Below are 19284 nucleotides of genomic sequence, written 5' to 3'. Positions count from 1 at the left end.
CCTTGGGGGTCGGCCTCGTGACGGGCCCGTCACGAGGCGGTCCGTGCGACGCGCCCCAGTCGGTCGGCGACCAGCTGCACGGTCTGCGCGGTCTCCACCTCCTCCGGGTGCCGTCCGGCCACCACCACGTCGTCGAACAGTTCCTGTACGACCAGACGCTTGGCGTGGTGGACTTGGGCCGGGGCAACGCCCGCATCGGTGAGCAGCCGGCTGAACGACGAGGTGGTGCCGGAGCCCTCGTGCACGCCGAGCTTGGGGCGGATGACGGTCTGGGACGGCAGCAGGTCACCCATGGCGGCTCGCAGCACCCACTTGTCCTGCCCGTAGCGGCGCTTGAGCCCCGACTCCAGGGAGACCAGGAGGTCGAGAACCTCGCGGTCCCAGTAGGGGTGGGTGGACCAGTGGCCGCCGATGCCGGAGAGCACGGGCGACATCTCGTTGAGGCCGTCGAAGGTCGCCATGTCGTGGGCGAGAGCGGTGTCCAGGGCCGGTAGCCGGTCCTCGCGGTGCATGCCGCCCAGCGGGATGTCGGCGCCGTAGCCGGTCAGGATGCGCCGGCCGGCACCTTCCAGCCGCAGATAGAGGGCGGTGAGCGGGAGCAGGTACTCGATGATGTCCGGGTCGAGGGATTCCGCCGCCCAGACCGCGTGCGGCAGGCGGCGCAGCAGGTCGGCGGTGGTGATGGTGATCTCGCTGTGCGCGGTGCCCAGGTGGTCGGCGACGATACGGGCCTGCGGGAACTCGTCGGCGTCGTCGGTGCCCATCGAGACGGTCTCGATCGGGTCACCCGCTCCGTGGGCGGCCAGGGCGGCCACGCTGGAGGAGTCGATACCGCCCGACAGGACCACCAGCGGTGTCTCCGAGCCCGTGCGGGCGCGGACCGCGCGCTCCAGGCTCCGGCGCACGGCTTCCACCGCCTCTCCCTCCGCCAGGATCCGGCGGGAGAGCGGCGGTGCCCAGGTGCGGTGGGCCGTGCAGGTACCGCTGCCCGTTGCGACCTCCAGCACGGTCCCGGCCGGGACCTGGTGCACCCCGGGGAGCCGGCGGACCGGGCGGGCAGCGGGCAGCGGCCGTCCCATGGGGACGGTGCGCAACGCCTTGGCCTCGGTGGCGGCCAGCACCCGGCCCGGCGCGGCGGTCAGATAGAGCGGCACCGAGCCCGCGTGGTCGGTGGCGAGCACCACCCGGCCCGCGGTGTGCACCAGGACCGCGAAGCGCCCGTTGAGCAGCCGGAACGTGTGCAGGTCGTAGTGGTCGAAGAGCGCGAGGACGAGCCCGGCGTCGCCGGCCGGATCGGTGCCGCGGGGCAGCAGCGTCCGTAGCTCACTCTGGTTGTAGAGCTCACCGGCGAACACCAGCACCGAGCCCGGTCCCCGCGCCTGGGCGTCTTCCGGAGCCCCGGAGTGGAGCAGACTGGTGTACAGGGTGTGACCGCCCGGTTCCTCTCGCGCCTCGGCGCGGAGTCCGGACGATGCGAAGGCCCCCTGCGGGATCGGGCCCTCACCCTGCTGGACGGCGGTCAGGAAGCCGGTGGCGGCGGGCAGCGCCATCTCAGATGCTCAGCGCGCCGAAACCACCGGCCTGGAAGTCGTAGTTCACCGGCACCTCGACGAGGAACGGCCGGCCGAGAGCGGCGCCCTTGCGCAGTGCGGCGAGCAGTTCCTCGCGGGTGGCGGCCCGCACCGCCTCCACGCCGTTGGCCTGGGCCAGTTTGGTGAAGTCGACGCCGGTGAACTTCACCGCCGGGTCGTAGGAGCGTCGGTGACCGAGGTTCTGGTACAGCTCGATCAGCCCGTTGGTGTCGTTGTTGACCACCACGGTGACGATGGGCAGGTTGAGCCGTGCGATGGTCTCCAGATCGGCGCTGTTGGAGTGGAAGCCGCCGTCGCCCGCGATGAGGAAGGTGGGCTGTCCCGGCCGGGCCATCTGCGCGCCCATTGCGGCGGGTATGCCGTAGCCGAAGCTGGAGCAGCCGGCCGAGGTCAGGAAGCCGAACGGCTGGTCGGCGCGGGCGAAGAGCACTCCGTAGTGCCGGAAGAAGCCGATGTCGGACACGATGGTGCCCTCCCCCGACTCGGCGGTCTCGGTCATCACGGTGTTCATGCAGTCGATCACCTGGTGGACCCGCATACCGTCCGCGTAGTGCTCGGGGTCGGCGAGGAACTCGGCGACCCGCTCGCGCAGCGGGGTGATGTCGTGCGGGGTCTTCGGCGCGAGCCGGGCCGTCTGGCCGTCCAGGTACTCGACGAAGGCGCGCACGTCGGTGACCACGTCCACGTCGGGCTGGTACACCCGCGGAATCGGGTTGACCGTGGGGGACACACGCACCGTCCGCTTCGCACCGCCGCGCTGCCACATCGACGGCCGCAGGTCCTCGGCGTAGTCGTAGCCGAGAGTGAGGATGACGTCCGCGGGCCCGAAGAGGGTCTCCAGCGCAGGGAAGGAGAGGATGCCGTCCATGTAGCCGGTGACGGCGCCGTAGTTGAGCGGGTGGCCGTGCGGCAGCACGCCCTTGGCGATGTAGGTGGTGATGACCGGGATGTTCAGCCGCTCGGCCAGAGCGCGGATGGCGGGTACCGCACCGGATCGGATCGCCGCGGCGCCGACCACCAGCACCGGATGCTGGGCCCCGGTGAGCAGTTCGGCGGCCTCTTCGGCCCCGGCCTGCCAGCCGTCCTGGACCGCGCCGATGGGCTTTCGGGGCGTGACGGCGCGCGGGTGAACCCTTGTGGTGTCGGTCTCGCTGCCGAGCAGGTCGACCGGGAGCGAGATGAAGCTGGGGCCGACCGGCTCGGTCATGGCCGCCGCGACCGCGGAGTCCACGAGGTCGGTGATGTCGTCGGGACGCTGAAGCTCCACGGCGTACTTGGTCAGCGGGCGCATCACTCCGACGGCGTCCACGCACTGATGGGTGTCGTTGGGAAAGATGTCGTGCGATTCGGACTGTGCGGCCAGCGCGATGACCGGCGAGCGGTCCAGGACCGAGGTGGCGACACCGGTGGACAGGTTCGTCATGCCGGGGCCCAGCGTGGCCCAGCAGGCCTGCGGTCGGCCGCTGATCCGGGCCAGCACGTCGGCTGCGACGCCGGCCGTGAACTCGTGCCGGGTCAGTACGAAGTCGATGCCCTCCACCTCGTCGAAGAGGATGGAGGCGGCCTCGCGGCCGACCACGCCGAAGACCGTCTCGACTCCGTGGTCCCGCAGGCGCTGAAGCAGGGTGTGGGCGGTCGTCGGATTGCTGCTCGGGGTGCTGGACACGCGCGACATGGAAACTCCTCAGGCGTACGAATGTGGCTGTGTCGGTGTCGGGCGGACCTGTCGCCCTCGGCCGCGGCGTGCCGTCGGAACCGGCCCGCCCGGCGCGCAGACCCACTGTGCTGAGCGTGCCTTGCACGCATGTGGACGTTTCACTTGCAGAAAATCCCCCAAGGCCGCGGTAATTCCCTTGCGGTGTTCCAGCGTCTCGTCAAACGCGCACACCTGCTCGGCGTTGTGGGCTTGGGTGCGGGCGGTTACCGTGCTGCGGTCCGGACGTCGCGGCCAATTCCGCTGTGGGGTTGCCGCATTCAAGGCCGGCCGATTCACTTTCCCCTTACTCCCGGCATACGCCGGTATCGGAGGTTCCCTCATGCTCCCGTCCAACGATCCGCCGGTGCGCGAGCTGCGCGGTCTACGGGTCGGCGCCCAGGGATTGGGCTGCCTGCCGACCACGGCCTTCTACGGCCGGCCGGACCCGGCTCGTTCGGTCTCCACCATTCGCGCCGCTCTGGACGCCGGCGTCACCCTGCTGGACACCGCCGACGTCCAGGGCCAGGGCGAGGGCGAGGAACTGCTCGGCAGGGCGGTCGCCGGACGCCGGGACGAGGTGGTGATCGCCAGCAAGTTCGGCATGGTGCGCGCCCCCGACGGCAGCTTCCAGGGGCTGTGCGGCGAACCCGCCTATGTGCGCACGGCCTGCGAGCGCTCGCTGCGGCGCCTGGGCGTGGACCACATCGACCTGTACTACCAGCACTGGATCGACCCGGCCGTTCCCGTGGCGGAAACCGCCGGCGCGGTGGCCGAACTGGTCAAGGAGGGCAAGGTCCGCCACTTCGGGCTCTGCGAGCCCTCCGCGGGCACGTTGCGCAGGGCGGACGCAGAGCACCCGGTGACCGCGGTGCAGAGCGAGTGGAGCCTGTGGACGCGGGACATCGAGGACGAGGTGGTACCCGCGTGCCGGGCCCTGGGGATCGGCGTCGTCGCATACGCCCCGCTGGGCCGCGGCTTCCTGACGGGCCGGATCCGCACCACCGACGACCTCGCCGCCGAGGACTTCCGTCGCGGCCAGCCCCGGTTCGGCCCCACCGCCCTGGCGCACAACCAGGTGCTGGTGCACCGGCTGCGCCCCGTCGCCGACCGGCTCGGCCTGACCCTGGCCCAACTCTGCCTGGCCTGGCTCCACCATCAGGGATCCGACGTCGTCCCCATCCCGGGAACCAGCGATCCGGACCATCTGGCGGAGAACCTGGCCGCCGTCACGGTCCGCTTGCACGAGGACGATCTGGCCGCGGTGACGCAGGCGGCGACCGTCCCGGTCCACGGAGAACGCTATGCGCCCGCGATGCTCGCCATGACCGGCAACTGAGCGCATTGCAAGCCGGGCAGCAGAACGGCGTCAAGGCCACGCCAAGCCCTTGCTGCGATCGTGGCTGACGGCCGCCGGACGGCCGCGAAAACGCCACCGGTTCCTGAGCGGTGTGCCTTCCGAGGAATCCTGCCAGTTTTGGAGGTCGTTCATGCCCGCGGCAGTAGCCCCTATGACGGACGAGCAACGAAAAGCAGTCGTCATCGCGTACCTCAAGGCCTTCGACAACGGCGGGGCCGGCCACGACGGGACCCCCCTCCTCGACTTCTTCGCCGAGGACGCCGACTTCTTCTTCCCCAAGTGGGGACTGGCGCACGGGAAAGCCGAGATCGGCCGGATGTTCGGAAATCTCGGCGACACCGTCAAGTCGGTCGAGCACCATTTCGCGTCGTTCAACTGGATCCTCACCGGAACCGATCTGCTCGCGGTCGAGGGCACCACGCACGGCGAACACCGGGACGGCTCCTGGCGCGTGGGCGTGCCCGAGTGGGGTGCCGGACGCTGGTGCGGGGTCTTCGAGGTACGTGACTTCCTCATCCAGCGGGCCTTCATCTACCTGGACCCCGACTACGCGGGCAAGGACGTCGCCCGCTACCCGTGGCTGTGACGCCGCGTCCGGATCCCGACCACCACGCCAACCCCCCAGCAAAGGAGCACTGATGGACGTCCTGGCCGCTCTGCAGCGCAGGCCCAGCCTCAACCTCTTCCCGATCGAGAACCGGCTCTCGCCGAGGGCCGCCGCCGCTCTCGCCACCGACGCGGTCAACCGCTACCCGTACTCCGAGACGCCGGTGGCCGTCTACGGCGACGTCACGGGCCTCAACGACGTCTACGACTACTGCGTCGACCTCACCAAGCAGTTCTACGGCGCCCGACACGCCTTCGTGCAGTTCCTCTCCGGACTGCACACCATGCACACCGTGCTCACCGCCGTCACGCCCCGCGGCGGCCGGGTCATGGTGCTGGCGCCCGAAGACGGCGGCCACTACGCCACCGTGACCATCTGCGAGGGCTTCGGCTACCAGGTCGGTTTCCTGCCCTTCGACCGCAAGAGCCTGCAGATCGACCACGACGCGCTCGCCGCGCACATCGCCGAGCACCCGGTCGACGTCATCTACCTGGACGCCTCCACGGCCCTGCGCTTCCCCGACGCCCAGGCGCTGCGGGCCGCCGCCCCCGACGCGACCATCTGCCTGGACGCCTCGCACCTGCTCGGCCTTCTGCCCGTCGCGTCACGGACCCTGGTCCTCGACGGCGGCTTCGACAGCATCTCCGGCAGCACGCACAAGACGCTGCCCGGCCCGCAGAAGGGCCTGCTGATCACCAACAGCGACGCCATTGCGGAGAAGGTGGCTGCGCGGATCCCCTTCACCGCGTCCAGCTCCCACTCGGCGACGGTGGCCAGCCTGGCGATCACGCTCGAGGAGCTCCTGCCCCACCGGGTGGACTACGCGCGCCAGACCATCGCCAACGCCCGCAGGCTGGGCGAGGAGCTGGCCCGGCGTGGCTTCGATCTGCCTGGCGAGGAGTTCGGCTACACCGACACGCACCAGGTGTGGGTGCATCTCCCCGAAGGCGGCACTCCGCACGAGTGGGGGCGGCTGCTCACCCGGACCGACATCCGCACCACGACGGTGGTACTGCCCAGCAACGCCCGTTCCGGCCTGCGACTTGGTACCCAGGAGCTGACCCGCTGGGGCATGAAGGAGGACGACATGGCCGCGGTCGCCGAGCTGCTCGCCCGTCTCCTGCTGCGCGGCGATGACTCCCGCAAGGTCGCCGCGGACGTCGCCGATCTGGCCCGGGAGTTCCCCGGCGTGGCCTACGCCGGGGAGCCCGCCTCCGTGGCGGTCGGTTGAGTCCCCGCGGGGACGCGCCGCGTTGCATCCGCGGCACGTCCCCGATCGGCAAGACCGGAGGAAGCTCCCCAGATGTCCCACTCAGTGGAGAACAACCACCCGGCGCACGGCAGTCGACCACCGGTGACCTCCGAGCAGTTCCGGCGGGTGGCTGGTCACTATCCCACCGGAGTGGTGCTGCTCACCGCTCCGCGCCCGGCCCCGCACCAGCCCCCGCCCGCCATGGTCATGGGCACCTTCACGTCCGTGTCGCTGCACCCGACCCTGGTGGGTTTTCTTGCCGCGAAGTCCTCGACCACCTGGCCGCGCATCCGGGCGGCCGGCCGGTTCTGCGTCAACGTGCTCGCAGCGGACCAGGAGGAGACCTGCCGCAGCTTCGCTTCCGCCGACCCCGGCCGCTGGAGGGTCCCCCACCGGCAGACCGCCACCGGCTCCCCCGTACTGCTGGACGCCATCGCCTGGTTCGACTGCGAGATGGCGGGCGAAGTGGGCGCAGGCGACCATTGGTTCGTCACCGCCGCCGTGCGCGATCTGGGAGTCCAGCGATCCGACCCGCCTCTGGTCTTCTTCCAAGGCCGCTACGGCGACTGCCGCCCGCACGCCAACGCGTCCGTGCCGCATGGACCCACCGCCTCGGAATCGATCTGACGGGGTCGATCCTCGTCGCTGGTCAGGGGTGCGGGAAAGCAACGGGACGGCAGGCATCGATGCCGGTCACTCCGCTTCTCGTCGACGCAAGCGGCAGGAATGCACTGACAGATGCGGCGGATCGTACGTCCGGCGGCGATCGCGGTGGTGACAGCGGTCCTGGGCGGCCCGAGGCAGGAGGAATCGCGGTGCCTCGCTCGGCATGGCGGCCGAGGCACTGGGTGGCCCGAGGCCGTAGGGCTCGCGGTGCCTCGCTCGGCATGGCGGCCGAGGCCCGGCAGCCGGACGCCGCGGCCGGAGGCAGGTACGTCTCCGATCCCCCCGCGTCCACGGCCTCCGCAAACTGTCCCGGACGCTCCCTCACGAAGCAGAGGCCGGCGAGGGCCTGCGTCTCATCGCGGGTGAAACCCAGCACGCGGTGCACGGACGCCGCACAGCCAGATCCCGACCCGCGTCCTCCAGCCGCCCGGCACGGGCGTGCAGCACACAAAGACGGCTGAACCAGGCCGCTTCCGCCCTGCGATCCTCGAGGCTGGTCGCCATCGTCAGGGCCTCCTCGGCGGAGGCGATCCCCTCCTAGTAGAGCTCGCACCGCCACTGGGCGACCGCCAGGTTGACCAGTGAGACGCAGAGCAGTTCCGCGTCGCCGTCCATGCGCGCGCCGTCCACCGCCAGCCGCGCGACGGCCTCGAAGTCGGCGAAATGATTCAGCGCGTGCAGGTAGAAGCCGATGCCGATGCCGAGCCAGGCCACATGCCTGCTCAGACCGTGCTGATGGGCCAGCTGGATGACCGCCAGCACATTGCCGTGCTCGCGGTCGAACCATTGCAGTGCCCGCTCCGGGTCCATCGGCACCTGGGGCGTGGAATCGTCGCATGCCGACGGCAGCGACGAGTACCGTACCCGCCCCGGGAACAACGCGTCGCAGGCCCGCTCCACGGCGACCCGGGTGTGCGTGGCCAGGCGCAGCACCGCGGCGGTCTCAGTTGCGGGGTCAACGACCGGCAGGGCCCGGGCGAACCAGCGGACCAGGTCGTGGAAGGAGTACCGGCCGAGTTCGCACTGCTGGACCAGGTGTACGTCCAGCAGGTGCTCCAGCGTTTCCTCCGCCCGGTGCGGCTCGGTGCCCAGGAGCGCGGCCGCGGCCGCGACGTCGAAATCGGCTCCGGTGTACAGGCTGAGCAGCCGGAAATCGTCTCGGCGGTCCGGCTGCATGGCTTCGTAGGAGACGCGCAGGACGCTCGCGACGCTGCGGTCGCCGGACTCCAGTTCTCCCAGGATGCGTGAGCTGTCGCGCAGCCGCTCGACCAGATAGCCCAGCGTCCAGTGCGGTCGCTTGCGCAACCGCGCGCCCGAAATGCGCAGGGCCAGGGGCAGATGACCGCACAGCCGCACGAGGTCGGCGGCTGCCTGCGGCTCGGTGGCGACGCGGTCGCCGCCGAGGATCCTGCTCATCAGCTCGGTGCTGTCCGCGTCGGACAGCAAGCCGAGCGACAGCCCTGCGGATCCCTCGAGTTCGGGCAGCCGGGCCCTGCTCGTGATGATCACCAGACTGCCCGCGAAGGTCGGGAGCAGCTGTCGTACCTGCGCGGAGTCGGCAACGTTGTCAAGGATCAGAAGGAGTCGTCGGCGGGCGGTCGTGTCCCGCCACAGCGCGACGCGGCTGAACGGGTCGTCGCCCACGGACTCGCCGTTCACCCCCAGGGCCCGCAGCAGTGCCCCCAACGCCGCCTCTGCGGCCAGTGGTTCCTCCCCGGGGGTGAATCCGCGGAGGTCGAGGTAGAGCTGCCCGCCGGGGTAGTCGTCGGCCAGCAGGTGCGCCACGTGAACGGCCAAAGCCGTTTTGCCGCTGCCTCCCATGCCGTCGATCACCAGGACGCGGGGCCCCGGGCGTCCCTCGGTCGTCGGGACCGCCGCGATGAGCCGGTTCACCTCTTCCTGACGTCCCGTGAAGTCCACCAGGTCGCTGGGCAGGGTGCACGGGGCGGTGCCGGTCGCCGTCAACGGCGGTTTCGGCGCCCTGATCTCCGCCCGCCGCGGGGCCTCCAGTTCCGGGGCGCCGCGCAGGACCGCCTCGTGCAGCTCCGCCAATCGGGAGCCGGGATCTATCCCGAGGTCCTCGGACAACAGGGTGCGCAGGCGGCCGTACTCCTCCACCGCTTCCGCCTGGCGTCCCGACCGGTAGAGGGCGAGCATGAGTTGACCACGCAAGGTCTCCCGGAGCGGATGTGCGCAGATCGCCTCACGTAATTCGCCGATCAGTTCACCTGTCTCCCCCCGCGCGAGCCGGAGGTCGAAGCTGTGCTCGGTCGCGGCGATACGGCGCTCCTCCCAGCCCGCCGCCACGGCCTCGATGACGCGTCCCCCGACACCGGCGAGAATGGATCCGCGCCACAGGTCGAGTCCGGTCATCAAGTGGGCTATGGCTATGTGCAGTTCACCTTCCTTGTAGGCCTTCTGGGCCTGGCGGACCTCGGCGTCGAAAACCCTGAGATCCAACTGGACCTCATCGACCACCGCGCGATAGCCGCAAGGCTCGGTCACGATCAAGCTGCGCCCGGAGGAGATACGCCGACGCAGATCGGCCACGGCCTTGCGGATCTGGGCCAGGGCCGTGAGGGGCGGCTCCTGGTCCCAGACCGCCTGGATCAGCCGGGAGGCCGGCACCACCCGTCCCGCCTCCAGCAACAGCATCGCCAGGACGCGCTCGTTGACGACTCCGCCGAGTCTTAGTCGCCGCTCGCCCTCCCAGCCCTCCAACGGGCCGAGGATCTTTAAGGACAGGTCGCCGTGACTGGCGTTCGACTGCATTGCTCGTTGCTCCAACTCATGTCTTCCCCCGCATCCGCGGGCCGCGCGGCCGGTTCAGATCGTTCCTGCGTGGAGTGTCTGTCGCTCGGACGTCAACGCCATGCCTTTGCTTACGATTTATCAAAAGGTGTCGTAGGGAAGAGATAAATCCTTGGTCGTAGTGGTTGCCCGTGCGGAGGGCCTGTACGACGACGTTACGGTCGTACCCCTGGGGATGTCTCAACGGCGCGCGGCTGGACGAGGAGCAGCGCGATGTCGGCGCTGCGGAGCCTGCTCGCTGGATGGTTCGGCGAGGCCGTCGGCGGCGGCGTCCAGGTATGTCTGAAGCACCCTTGTGATCTGCGTCTTTGTGAGCCGGATCGACTGTGACCTGCTAGGACGGGTCGCAGAGCCGATCGGAGGCAGCCGCCCACTGTTCGATCTCCGTCGCGCTGCGATGCGGACGCCTGCCCCCGGTACGGAGCTGGGTCTACGAAGCACGTGTCGCGTTTGCGCCGCTTGCAGATCTGCCGGCCCGAAGACCGGCCTCCCCCGCGACGACTGACGCCGCACGTCGGACGGTTTGGTCCGCAAGACGACCGGCGGAAGATGCCCAGGCCGGTGCCGTGTGGCTGTCCCCGGTGGGCGAGGGCTGGTCGGATGCGGCGCTGCCGCAGAAGCCGCGGGTGCTTGCCGTGGCCGTGGCCATGGTCGGCGAACAGGACATCCGGGTGTCGTTGTGGCCCGCCGGCAACTGCCGGGATCTTGCTCATCAACGGCAACGGCTGGGTGGCGACGTTGCCTTCCCGCCGGTCGGCGAGGCCGCGAACGGAGTGCAAGCGTTCACCGGCAAGGGATGCCGTCCTCTCGCGCGCGGGCCGCGGGCGGCAGGCCGGAGAGCAGGCCGAGCGCGATGGCCCCGTATACGAAGCGGAGGACGGAGCGGCCGGCGTCGCCGTCGGCGGCTCGGGATCTGACGGAACTGCGCGGCGTGCGACCCGGGGCCGTCCGGCGTGGACAATCCTCGCCCAGCGCGGACATTCTTCAGGTATGGCGGACCCTGCACGGCAGATGCCGCGGGAGGCGGGTGGCCCTCTTGGCACTTCCCCCGGGCGGGAGCGAACGGCATTCGGGAACAACCGGAATCCGGCGCAGTGCGCTCCGCTTACCTCGGGCGTCCGGCGGTTTTCCGTTTTCGTAACGGGCCCTTCGGTGACCTGATGTGGGAAAAGAGTTACTCGAACGGCTTGGCAACGATGTCGGCCGTGAGCAGACGACGGTATCGGCAGGAAGTGCGGATCCCTTCGCCGCGCGGGAGTACAGGAAACGCTTTCCCGCATCGTTGTCCCGGACGGGAAGATCTGTGCGCACCGAATGGCGCGAAGTGAACCTTGACCCTGCGGTCCGGCTAGAAGACCTTTGATTGCCCCCGACCGCCGGTCGGTGTGCATCCCGCTGAGAAAGGACATGCGATGAAGTCGACTGTCGCCATGCGCAAGAAGGCCGGGTCCAAGAAGATTGCGGTGCGCCGCACCGGCGACGTGCGCCTGACGTCGGCGGCCTGCCAGTGCCCGTACCACGTCCAGTCGTAATAGCTTCGCTGTCTCCTGCTCGGGTGCGCCGCCTGCCGGCGCACCCGGGTATTGAATCCGTCATTCCGTAGGAGGAGGGCCTGTGGCCGGTGACGGCCTCGTTTTCCACGAATTGAGCTTCGTTCCCGAAGGCGATGAGGTCGTGGTCGGCCGTCTGGACACCGGTTCCTATGCGGTGTTCCCGACCGACGGGGCAGAGTTGCTGAAGCAGCTGACACAGGGCATGCGGCTGAGCGCCGCCGCGAACTGGTACGAGGAGACGTTCGACGAGTCGGTCGACCTCGAGGACTTCGTGGCCACGCTGCGCGAGCTCGGCTTCGTCCGTGAGGGCGGGCAGCAGCAGCCGGACGCTCCGCCCCCGCCCGTACGTCTGCGCCCACTGGGCCGCGCCCTCTTCTCCCTGCCGGCGTGGGGACTGTACCTGGCCGTGGTCGGCGGCTGGACGTGGACCGTCACCCTCCATCCGGATCTGGCCCCGCGTTCGACGCAGATCTTCTTCGTGCACTCCCTCCTGGTGGTCCAGCTGGTCATCACCTTCGGCCAGGTGCCTCTCCTGCTGCTCCACGAGGCCTTCCACATACTCGCCGGCCGGCGCCTGGGCCTGCCGACGCGTTTGCGCGTGAGCAACCGCCTGACGTACATCGTCGCCGAAACCCAGATCAACGGACTGTTGAGTGTCCCCCGGGCGAAACGCTACCTTCCGTTTCTCGCGGGGATCGTGTGCGACAGTGTCGTATTCAGCGCACTCGGGCTCGTCGCCCATGCGACACGCAATCCGGACGGATCCTTCTCCCCGACCTCGCGGCTCTGCCTTGCCCTGGCGTTCACGGTGGCGGTCCGAATGCTGTGGCAGTTCCAACTCTACCTGCGTACCGACCTCTATTACGCGGCGGCCACCGCATGGAATTGCTACGACCTCCACGAGGCAGGCATGACACTGCTGAAAAACCGTGTGTGGCGTCTTGTGAACCGTGCCGACCGCATCGTTGACGAGGAAAAATGGACACCGCGCGATCGGCGCGTCGGCACGTATTACGGACCTTTCATCGTTCTGGGATACTGCGCACTGGCAGCCATCACCGTTTTCGTCAGTGTCCCCGTGACGATCCGCTACGTCAGCATCGCCGGGCGGGCCATCGGCTCCGGCCACCTGGACGCGGCTTTCTGGGACGCCGCGCTGTCCCTGTGCATGAACGTCGCCCAGCTCGTTGCACTCGTCGTGTTGTCCCGGAGAAAACGCCGGGAGAAGAAGTCCGGTACATCCCACACACCCTCTTCGTCGGAGGTTGAACTCGTATGACGGGCCATCTACGGATCGTGGGCGACAGGCGCGCGGACCGCCTCCGTGTCGTCGCAGCCCACACGGAAAAGGCACTGGTGGTCCGCTGCCACCAGCGTCTGCGCGGCCCCTACACCGGCGTGGACACCGTGCTGCGGGCGGTACTCCCCGAGGCCTACCGACGCTGGCCGGACCTCGTGGAGAACCATCGTGTTGCCCTCCTGTACGGCATGCCCGAGCTGGCGCAGCTCATCGGCCCTCCCCCGCCCACGCTGGCCGACGAAGCCCCTCACGAGGAGCGCACCCGCTTCTTCGGCGCCGGCTGGATCCGCTGCATGAGCCAGGGAATCGTCAGCTTCCTGGTGGAATACGCACAGCGCATCCGCGCCGAGACCGCCTCCGCCTTCGAGGTCGCCTTCGAGGAGGTCCACGCCGCGGAGGCCACCACCCGGGAATTGCTGGCCCTGCTGCTGCGCCGGGCGGATCCGAGCCTGCTGCGGGTAGTGGTCTCGGCAGGTGCAGACGCACTGTCGGACGAACTCGAGGCTGAGCTCGCCGCCTTCACCGCACTCCTCGCTCCCCCCACCTGTGAAGAACAGCCGACGGCACACCAGACTCCGCTCCAGTGGGCGGCCGTCTACGTGGACAGCGACTGCACCGACGACGACCCCAGGGCGATCCGCGGATATCGGCAGTCCGATCCGCAAGCAGTCGCCCACCTGCACGACGAGCGCGCCGAGTCCCTGGAGCGGACGGCCACTTGGGGCGTCCGGATGAGCGCCATCGCCTACCATCGCGAACACGGCAGCGACCCCACGGGGTCGGGACGGGCCGCCCTGCTGGCAGCCCAGCGCCATGCCGTGGCCACCGGCTTCTCCACCGCTGTGGTCGACCTCGGCCTGAGAGGTCGCGGCTTGGCCGATCCTCGCCTGCGCGAGCACGACTACTGGGAGTTCACCCGCGAGGCGGCTGCGGCGTGCATCCCGATCGGACGCCTGGAACAGTCCATGGAGCTGTACCAGGAACTGCTGCGTCGCTTCACCAATCCCAAGATCCACATGATGACCAGTTACTCGATCGCCATGCTGCACACCAGGTTCCTGCAACCACGGGACCACGATCTGGCCCTGCAATGGCAGCACAACGCGGTCGCCATCGCCGGTATCCTGCCGGATCCGGCCGAGCGCCGCACGTTCAGCGTCTTCCACGACAACGGCCTCGCGCTCGTCGAGATGCACCGCGGCAACCGGCATCGTGCCCTGGAACTCGTGGAGTCGTGCATCACCCGGCTCGATGCCGAACTGGACGACGACCAATGGGTGCTGCACCGTTCCCAGCTGCTCTACAACCGGGCTCGTCTACTGGCCGCACTGGGCCGGCTGGAGGAGGCTCACGCCGACTACACCCGCCTGATCGACCTGGACCCGTACTACACGGACTACCTCTCGGAACGGGCCAGGATCTCCCGCGACCGGGGCGACTTCGACGCTGCCCTGGCCGACTACGACCGAGCTGTGCGACTGGCACCGCCGTTCCCCGAGCTGTACTACAACCGCGGCACCGCCCGTGCCCGGATCGGAGATCACCAAGGTGCTCTCGAAGACTTCAGCCATGTGCTGGAGATGGAACCGCGCGACCTCGACACCCGTATCGCCAGGGCGGAGTTGCGGCTGGAGACGGGCGATCTCGACGGAGCCGAGGCCGACGCGGACACCGGCCTTGCCCTCCACCCCGGTGAAGTACAACTGCTGTGCCTGAAGGGCACGGTCCTCCTCCAGCGGGAAGAACTCGACAAAGCCCTCACCGCCTTCGATGGAGCACTCGAGAAGGACCCCCACTACCCTGCCGCACTGATCAACCGCGCCGTGACGCACTTCCAGCAGTCACGCCCCGGGCGGGCAGTTGCGGACCTGTCCGTTGCACTCGACGTGGTCGGTGACGACCCCGACATCCTGCTCAACCGCGGCATCGCCCATCTCGCCGACGGCGCAACGGACCTGGCTCTCGCGGACTTCGACCACGCACTCGCACTCCCCGACGCGGACATCGACGAACTCCAGCGCCAGCGCCGGCTCTGCAACGCCTCCAGTACTCACTGAAAGCGCCGCACACAACCTCGGAACGGTTTGCGCGGGGGTGAGTCGGCCGGCCGGACTCGGCAGACTCCCGACCTCTCCGCACACGAAGAGTTCGACACTCCGCCCGCGCTGCTCGACCCGTCACTGCGGCGGCGCTGATCGTCCGAGGAACGGCCTCCACGTCCTCTCCCGCCGCTCCCGAGTCCACGGGAATCGCGCAGGCGCCGGCGAGAAGGTGTTCTTCCTCCAGCTCGCCGGTGCCGCCGAGATGGACATGCGGCAGATCGTCGCGGGCGAACACTACGTCTTCATCGCAAGCGCCTCAGCGAATCAAGATCGGATACTTCTGAACACATGTTCCGCCTGAGCCGTGCCAACGCGCCCCATTGGGCGCTGCCGGTGTCGAAAGGGCCGAGGAGTTCGATGCCGTAGTGCGCGACAGCGTGCAGTCGGTGAACGGCACGGTCACGGTCACGGTCCCGATGGCCAGGCACGGTGGTCCGGGACCAGGCGAGCCGCACCCACGCGCCGACCTCGCCCATCGTGTTCCCGGCCGTCCGCACGGCGCCCCCGTCCCCGGGCGGTGTTGATCTGCCGGGCGTGCGGTTCACGGCTGAGGTCGGCGACGACGGACGTCTGTCCGGCCGGGAGCGCGCCTGACCCTGGAGAGCAACAACGGGGAAAAAATTGGGAGTTGTACAGAGGCAAGATCTGATAGAAGTTCTGTGACCACTGTGCCCGTCAGGGGCACGCCAAGATCGCAGACAGGGGGATCAAGTGCCGAACATCAAGGCGCGACTGGCGGCGATGACGGGGGCTGCTGCGCTTACGGCCGGCCTGTTGGTGGCGGGGGCAGGACCCGCCTCCGCCGCGGAGGACGACTTCCACTTCGAGCTCCAGCACGTGGGAGGCAACACTTACATCAACGTCTTCAACGACTCCATGGACGGCCGCTTGGCGGGATGGAGCGGTTGGTGGGCCGACCCGGGCACAGACGGCAGCCCCGGGGACACCCTGGAGGCGTACGACAACCTGGCGGACGGTTACGGGATCGAGGCGCACCTGAGCACGGGACGGACTGCGTCCACCCGGGGCCACAGCGCCAAGTATCAGGACACCGCTTCGGGCAACCTTCCCGAGGGTCACAAGTACCAGATGTGGGTGTGCGTGGTGAAGGGCTCGTGGTCGAAGTGCTCCGGGAAGGAAGACGTCTGGGCCTGACGGCTTTTCGGCCCCGCGGCCGCAGAGATCATCGCTGGGGTCGGTCTACCGGTCAGTGTCCCAGTTCGCAGTCAAGGCCCCGACGCCCGAGCGAGTTGGGGCCTACTCCTCGCCCTCATCGCGTGCGCCGACGGTACGGCGCCACCATCACCAAGGCTCTCGCCGGACGCCGCTCGGCTACGCCAAGGGTTGGGTCCTGCCTCTGGTGCACACCGGCGGCATGGCCGAGTGAGCAGACCTCATGACGCAGGGCTTCTCCTGGTCAGGCAGTGAACCCGATGCCGGTGACATGCTCGTACTGACCCCACTCGGATCCGAGGTCCACCGTCGCGTCGCTGATCCAGGCGTCGTCCAGGGCCTCGTCGTCGTTGGCCCAGGCCTCGATGATGCGGTCCCGGAATTTCCGGTGCACGAATGCCGCAAAGGGCAGTGTCGCCCCTAGTCCGGCGTGGCGGGGGCGCCGACGGTGTAGACGTCCTTGACCTTCACCTCGGTGACGCCGCGTCCCTCGGGGAACACTGCGCGCCAGTCACCAATGACGTGCAGTTCGTCGGTGCCCATCGCGCGGACCACCATGAGGCCCTCGTCGTACGCCCGGTGCGCCTTCCACCACAGGTTCACGAAGGCCTGGGAGCGGATCAAGTGCATCCAGTCGGTACGGTACAGCTCCCGGTTGTAGTTCGACTCCCCCATCGTGGAGACGAACTTCGAGTACATCGCCTTGACGTACTCCAGTGTCACCTCGTCGTCCTCGGCGATCGCCCGCTCCCGGGCATCCTTCAGCACGACGCGGAACTTCTCCAGCAGACTCTCCGTGGCCCCCGACGTCCACGACTCGTGGATCTCCGGAGGGTCGCACAACCCGTACTTCGGGCCCGAGATGCGCAGCAGCAGGCGCAGGGTCGGCTCGGTCACCCACAGCGGGCCCGGCTCGTCCCGGCTGCCGATCGGGTTGGGCAGGTAGGCGTCGTGCTCCCAGACGGGCGGAGTGATCAGGTGGACGCCTGCGCGGCGGCGGTCGTGGTGGTTGCCGGCCGTGTGTTCCAGCTGGCCGAGCGGCAGGTGCGTCTTGAGGGCGGACAGGTAGGCGCCGTTGATGTCGAGCGCGGTCACCTCGTGCTCGCCGGGCGGCAGTTCGGAGCGTGACCACTTGGGTCGGGCCTCCCAGATCTGGTCGGCGCCGTGCGCCGTCTGCTTGCGCAGGATGTCGGGCAGCCACGGGTGGGCGACGATGTCGTACCGGCCTCCCTTGCGGGTGGCGTCGAGCAACGCCATCGCGTTCGGAATTGCCCGCTTCACCAGCGCTGCGGTCGCCGCCTCGACATCGCCGGAGTGCTGGGCAAGGGCGGCCGTGACGGCGGAGCCGATCAGGTCCTGGGTGTCGGCGGTCTGCAGACGGCGGCCGACAGGCACGACCTTGACCCCGCGCGCCGTCTGGCCCGGTCCGTCGGCCGACGCCGGCCGACCGGGCTCCCTCTGCGGAGCACGTCTCTCCGGCCGCGCGGGCTCCACCGTCTGCGTGTGCTCGGCGGTGCCGCACTCAGCGGGGCCCAGGTGCTGCGGGAAGCCGGCGACCTGGTGGGAGGCGGGCTGCCCGCACAGCACACAGGGCTGGGGCGCGGGCAGTGCTTCGACGTCGTCGACGTCGTCCTGGCCGGTCTCCTGGTCTGCTTCCGTCGGGGCGGCGTCAGCCGGTTCCTCGGCCGCGGGCTCCTCGGCCGCAGCGGTAGCCAACTTGGTGCGCGCTCCCTCAAGGAAGTACGCGTACTTCTCCCGCACTTCGCCGCTCGGGTCCCGTCCGGATTCCCAGCCGCCAACCGTGGACGGGCTGACGTGCAAGGCCTGTGCGAGCTGGGCGCGCGAAAGGCTCAGCCCTACGCGCAGTGCGCGCCGCTCTTCGGCGGGCGGCAGCGGAGGCTCTTTCCTGGCACCGGCGAGCAGAGCGTCGATCGCGTCGAAGTTCGTCATCGCGCTCCCCCGTTCCGTACGGCCGCAGGGCGTGCGCCGTCGGCGTGGCGGGAGGGAACGCGGCGGCGTTCCGCGGGCAGCGACTCCGTGGCCCGGGTGGGTCCCGCCAGGAGTTCGAGGACGTCGATGTCGTAGTGCGCGGCGACCGCGTCGCAGTCGGCCAGGCTCCATGCGGCGGTGCCGGACTGACGGCGACTCACCTGGGCCTGGCTCACTCCCAAGGCGGCCGCCAGATCGGTCTGCGACTCGCCGGTCGCGTGCAGGAGCGCAGCCACCGCGGACCGTACCCGGTCACCGAGACTCATACCCATGACAGCGACTCTAGCACGGAACACTCACACATCATGCGTAAACCGCATTGCCGTCTACGGACGGAGCGAACTCGGTCGTTCCGGCACTCACACCGTCGTGCTTGCCGAGACCATCCCCGCGGGGCTGCCGGCCGTCCACCAGGCTGCCCCGGCCCCGCAAGGCATACCCGATTGGCACCGCTTCAGCAGCAGTGGCGCGACAGCTGCGTGGCCCTGATGCCGGGCCCTCGCATGTGCTTCACAGTGGATTGGCAGGACAGCTCGCCTCCCACTGTGCAGGTGATGCGCAAGCTCCATTGGTAGTCGCCTCGGCAGGTGGTGGCGTTGACCAGGACGGTGGCTGGGCCGCCATGGACGGCTGTGGGGACCGGTGGCTGCGGGACGAGAAGACTCGCGACAGAGCCGCACAAGAAGTCGCTGCGCCGTACGTTCGTCGATGAGCCCGGTCTTCTTGCACGTACGCTCATCACCGCACCGGCGACCGACCGTTCTTCCGGGCCTCACGCCTCGTCCTTGCTCAGGACTGGTCCGGCTGGCACTGCGGGCACCACACCGTGCTGCGGCCCGCAAGACGGAAGCGGCGCAGAGCAGTCGGCCGGTCATACCGAAGTGCAGCAGGAGGGTGGGACCGCCGGTGTGGGCGAGCAGCCACTTGCCGTGCCGTTCCGGCTCGGTGAACCGTCGGCCCTCAAGCGCGTCGCGCAGCCGCCGCACGCTCACACCGCGCAGGACCCCCGCGTTGCACACCTCGACCTGGCGGATGCCCCTGCCCCTCGAGCAGGACACGAGCACCTTGCGGAAACCCTCGACGTCCGGCGGCTCAGGCACGGCACACGTCCCCACGTCGACCGACGACGCTCGGTGCGTGGCGGGGGAATACCGGCGGGGTCGGAGCAGATTCGTTCGGAGACGCT

Annotated in this window: 13 protein-coding genes and 2 pseudogenes; 7 read left to right on the top strand and 8 right to left on the bottom strand. The window is 69.2% G+C overall.

Features of this window, described 5'->3' with window-relative positions:
- Window positions 1-29 precede the first annotated feature (29 nt).
- Both ACH4UM_RS31615 and ACH4UM_RS31610 read right to left on the bottom strand, forming a co-directional pair.
- Window positions 30-1550, bottom strand: a complete 1521-nt coding sequence (locus ACH4UM_RS31615) for an asparagine synthetase B family protein (RefSeq protein WP_398186747.1) — start codon at window positions 1548-1550, stop codon at window positions 30-32.
- A gap of 1 nt (window position 1551) precedes the next feature.
- Complete coding sequence (locus tag ACH4UM_RS31610) at window positions 1552-3267, bottom strand: thiamine pyrophosphate-binding protein (RefSeq protein ID WP_398186744.1); 1716 nt, start codon at window positions 3265-3267, stop codon at window positions 1552-1554.
- A 361-nt stretch (window positions 3268-3628) separates the two neighbouring features.
- Here ACH4UM_RS31610 and ACH4UM_RS31605 point away from each other — a divergent pair, with 361 nt between their 5' ends.
- The 4 genes from ACH4UM_RS31605 (at window position 3629) to ACH4UM_RS31590 (ending at window position 7131) form a co-directional block, all read left to right on the top strand.
- A complete protein-coding gene (locus ACH4UM_RS31605) occupies window positions 3629-4624 on the top strand; it encodes an aldo/keto reductase (RefSeq protein ID WP_398186741.1) in 996 nt (331 codons plus the stop codon).
- Window positions 4625-4775: 151 nt separating this feature from the next.
- Complete coding sequence (locus ACH4UM_RS31600; RefSeq protein WP_398186738.1) at window positions 4776-5231, top strand: nuclear transport factor 2 family protein; 456 nt, start codon at window positions 4776-4778, stop codon at window positions 5229-5231.
- A gap of 52 nt (window positions 5232-5283) precedes the next feature.
- The gene (locus ACH4UM_RS31595; RefSeq protein ID WP_398186735.1) at window positions 5284-6483 is read left to right on the top strand and encodes a serine hydroxymethyltransferase; all 1200 of its coding nucleotides are present in this window, start codon (window positions 5284-5286) and stop codon (window positions 6481-6483) included.
- Between the two features lie 72 nt (window positions 6484-6555).
- A complete protein-coding gene (locus ACH4UM_RS31590) occupies window positions 6556-7131 on the top strand; it encodes a flavin reductase family protein (RefSeq protein ID WP_398186732.1) in 576 nt (191 codons plus the stop codon).
- 576 nt (window positions 7132-7707) lie between these two features.
- Here ACH4UM_RS31590 and ACH4UM_RS31585 read toward each other — a convergent pair.
- Window positions 7708-9942, bottom strand: a complete 2235-nt coding sequence (locus tag ACH4UM_RS31585) for a BTAD domain-containing putative transcriptional regulator (RefSeq protein ID WP_398186729.1) — start codon at window positions 9940-9942, stop codon at window positions 7708-7710.
- 1653 nt (window positions 9943-11595) lie between these two features.
- Between ACH4UM_RS31585 and ACH4UM_RS31580 the strand changes: the two genes are divergently transcribed.
- From ACH4UM_RS31580 to ACH4UM_RS31570, 3 genes are all read left to right on the top strand, one after another.
- On the top strand, window positions 11596-12813 hold the full coding sequence (locus tag ACH4UM_RS31580) for a hypothetical protein (RefSeq protein ID WP_398186726.1): 1218 nt from the start codon (window positions 11596-11598) through the stop codon (window positions 12811-12813).
- Window positions 12810-14891, top strand: a complete 2082-nt coding sequence (locus ACH4UM_RS31575; protein ID WP_398186723.1) for a tetratricopeptide repeat protein — start codon at window positions 12810-12812, stop codon at window positions 14889-14891. The genes ACH4UM_RS31580 and ACH4UM_RS31575 overlap by 4 nt, the downstream gene beginning before the upstream one ends.
- A gap of 756 nt (window positions 14892-15647) precedes the next feature.
- Window positions 15648-16091, top strand: a complete 444-nt coding sequence (locus ACH4UM_RS31570; protein ID WP_398186720.1) for a hypothetical protein — start codon at window positions 15648-15650, stop codon at window positions 16089-16091.
- A gap of 262 nt (window positions 16092-16353) precedes the next feature.
- Here the strand turns inward: ACH4UM_RS31570 and ACH4UM_RS31565 are convergent.
- The 5 genes and pseudogenes from ACH4UM_RS31565 to ACH4UM_RS31545 form a co-directional block, all read right to left on the bottom strand.
- Window positions 16354-16485, bottom strand: a pseudogene (locus tag ACH4UM_RS31565) (transcriptional regulator); the annotation flags it as partial.
- A gap of 44 nt (window positions 16486-16529) precedes the next feature.
- Window positions 16530-18059 carry a helix-turn-helix domain-containing protein gene (locus ACH4UM_RS31560; protein WP_398186717.1) on the bottom strand — a complete coding sequence of 510 codons (1530 nt, stop codon included), beginning with the start codon at window positions 18057-18059 and terminating at the stop codon, window positions 16530-16532.
- Window positions 18056-18370, bottom strand: coding sequence for a helix-turn-helix domain-containing protein (locus ACH4UM_RS31555; protein ID WP_398186714.1), 315 nt, complete (start codon window positions 18368-18370; stop codon window positions 18056-18058). The genes ACH4UM_RS31560 and ACH4UM_RS31555 overlap by 4 nt, the downstream gene beginning before the upstream one ends.
- A gap of 517 nt (window positions 18371-18887) precedes the next feature.
- Window positions 18888-18956: a zinc finger domain-containing protein gene (locus tag ACH4UM_RS31550; RefSeq protein ID WP_398186896.1), complete on the bottom strand. Its 69-nt coding sequence runs from the start codon at window positions 18954-18956 to the stop codon at window positions 18888-18890.
- Window positions 18953-19198 (bottom strand): annotated as a pseudogene (locus ACH4UM_RS31545) (DNA-formamidopyrimidine glycosylase family protein); the annotation flags it as partial. The gene ACH4UM_RS31550 and the pseudogene ACH4UM_RS31545, both read right to left, overlap by 4 nt.
- Between the last annotated feature and the right edge of the window lie 86 nt (window positions 19199-19284).

The organism is Streptomyces sp. NPDC020801, from assembly GCF_044334385.1.
In the GTDB taxonomy this organism is placed as follows: domain Bacteria; phylum Actinomycetota; class Actinomycetes; order Streptomycetales; family Streptomycetaceae; genus Streptomyces.
The sequence above is the reverse complement of the archived record's forward strand: the minus strand, read 5'-3'. Positions and strand labels throughout refer to the sequence as shown.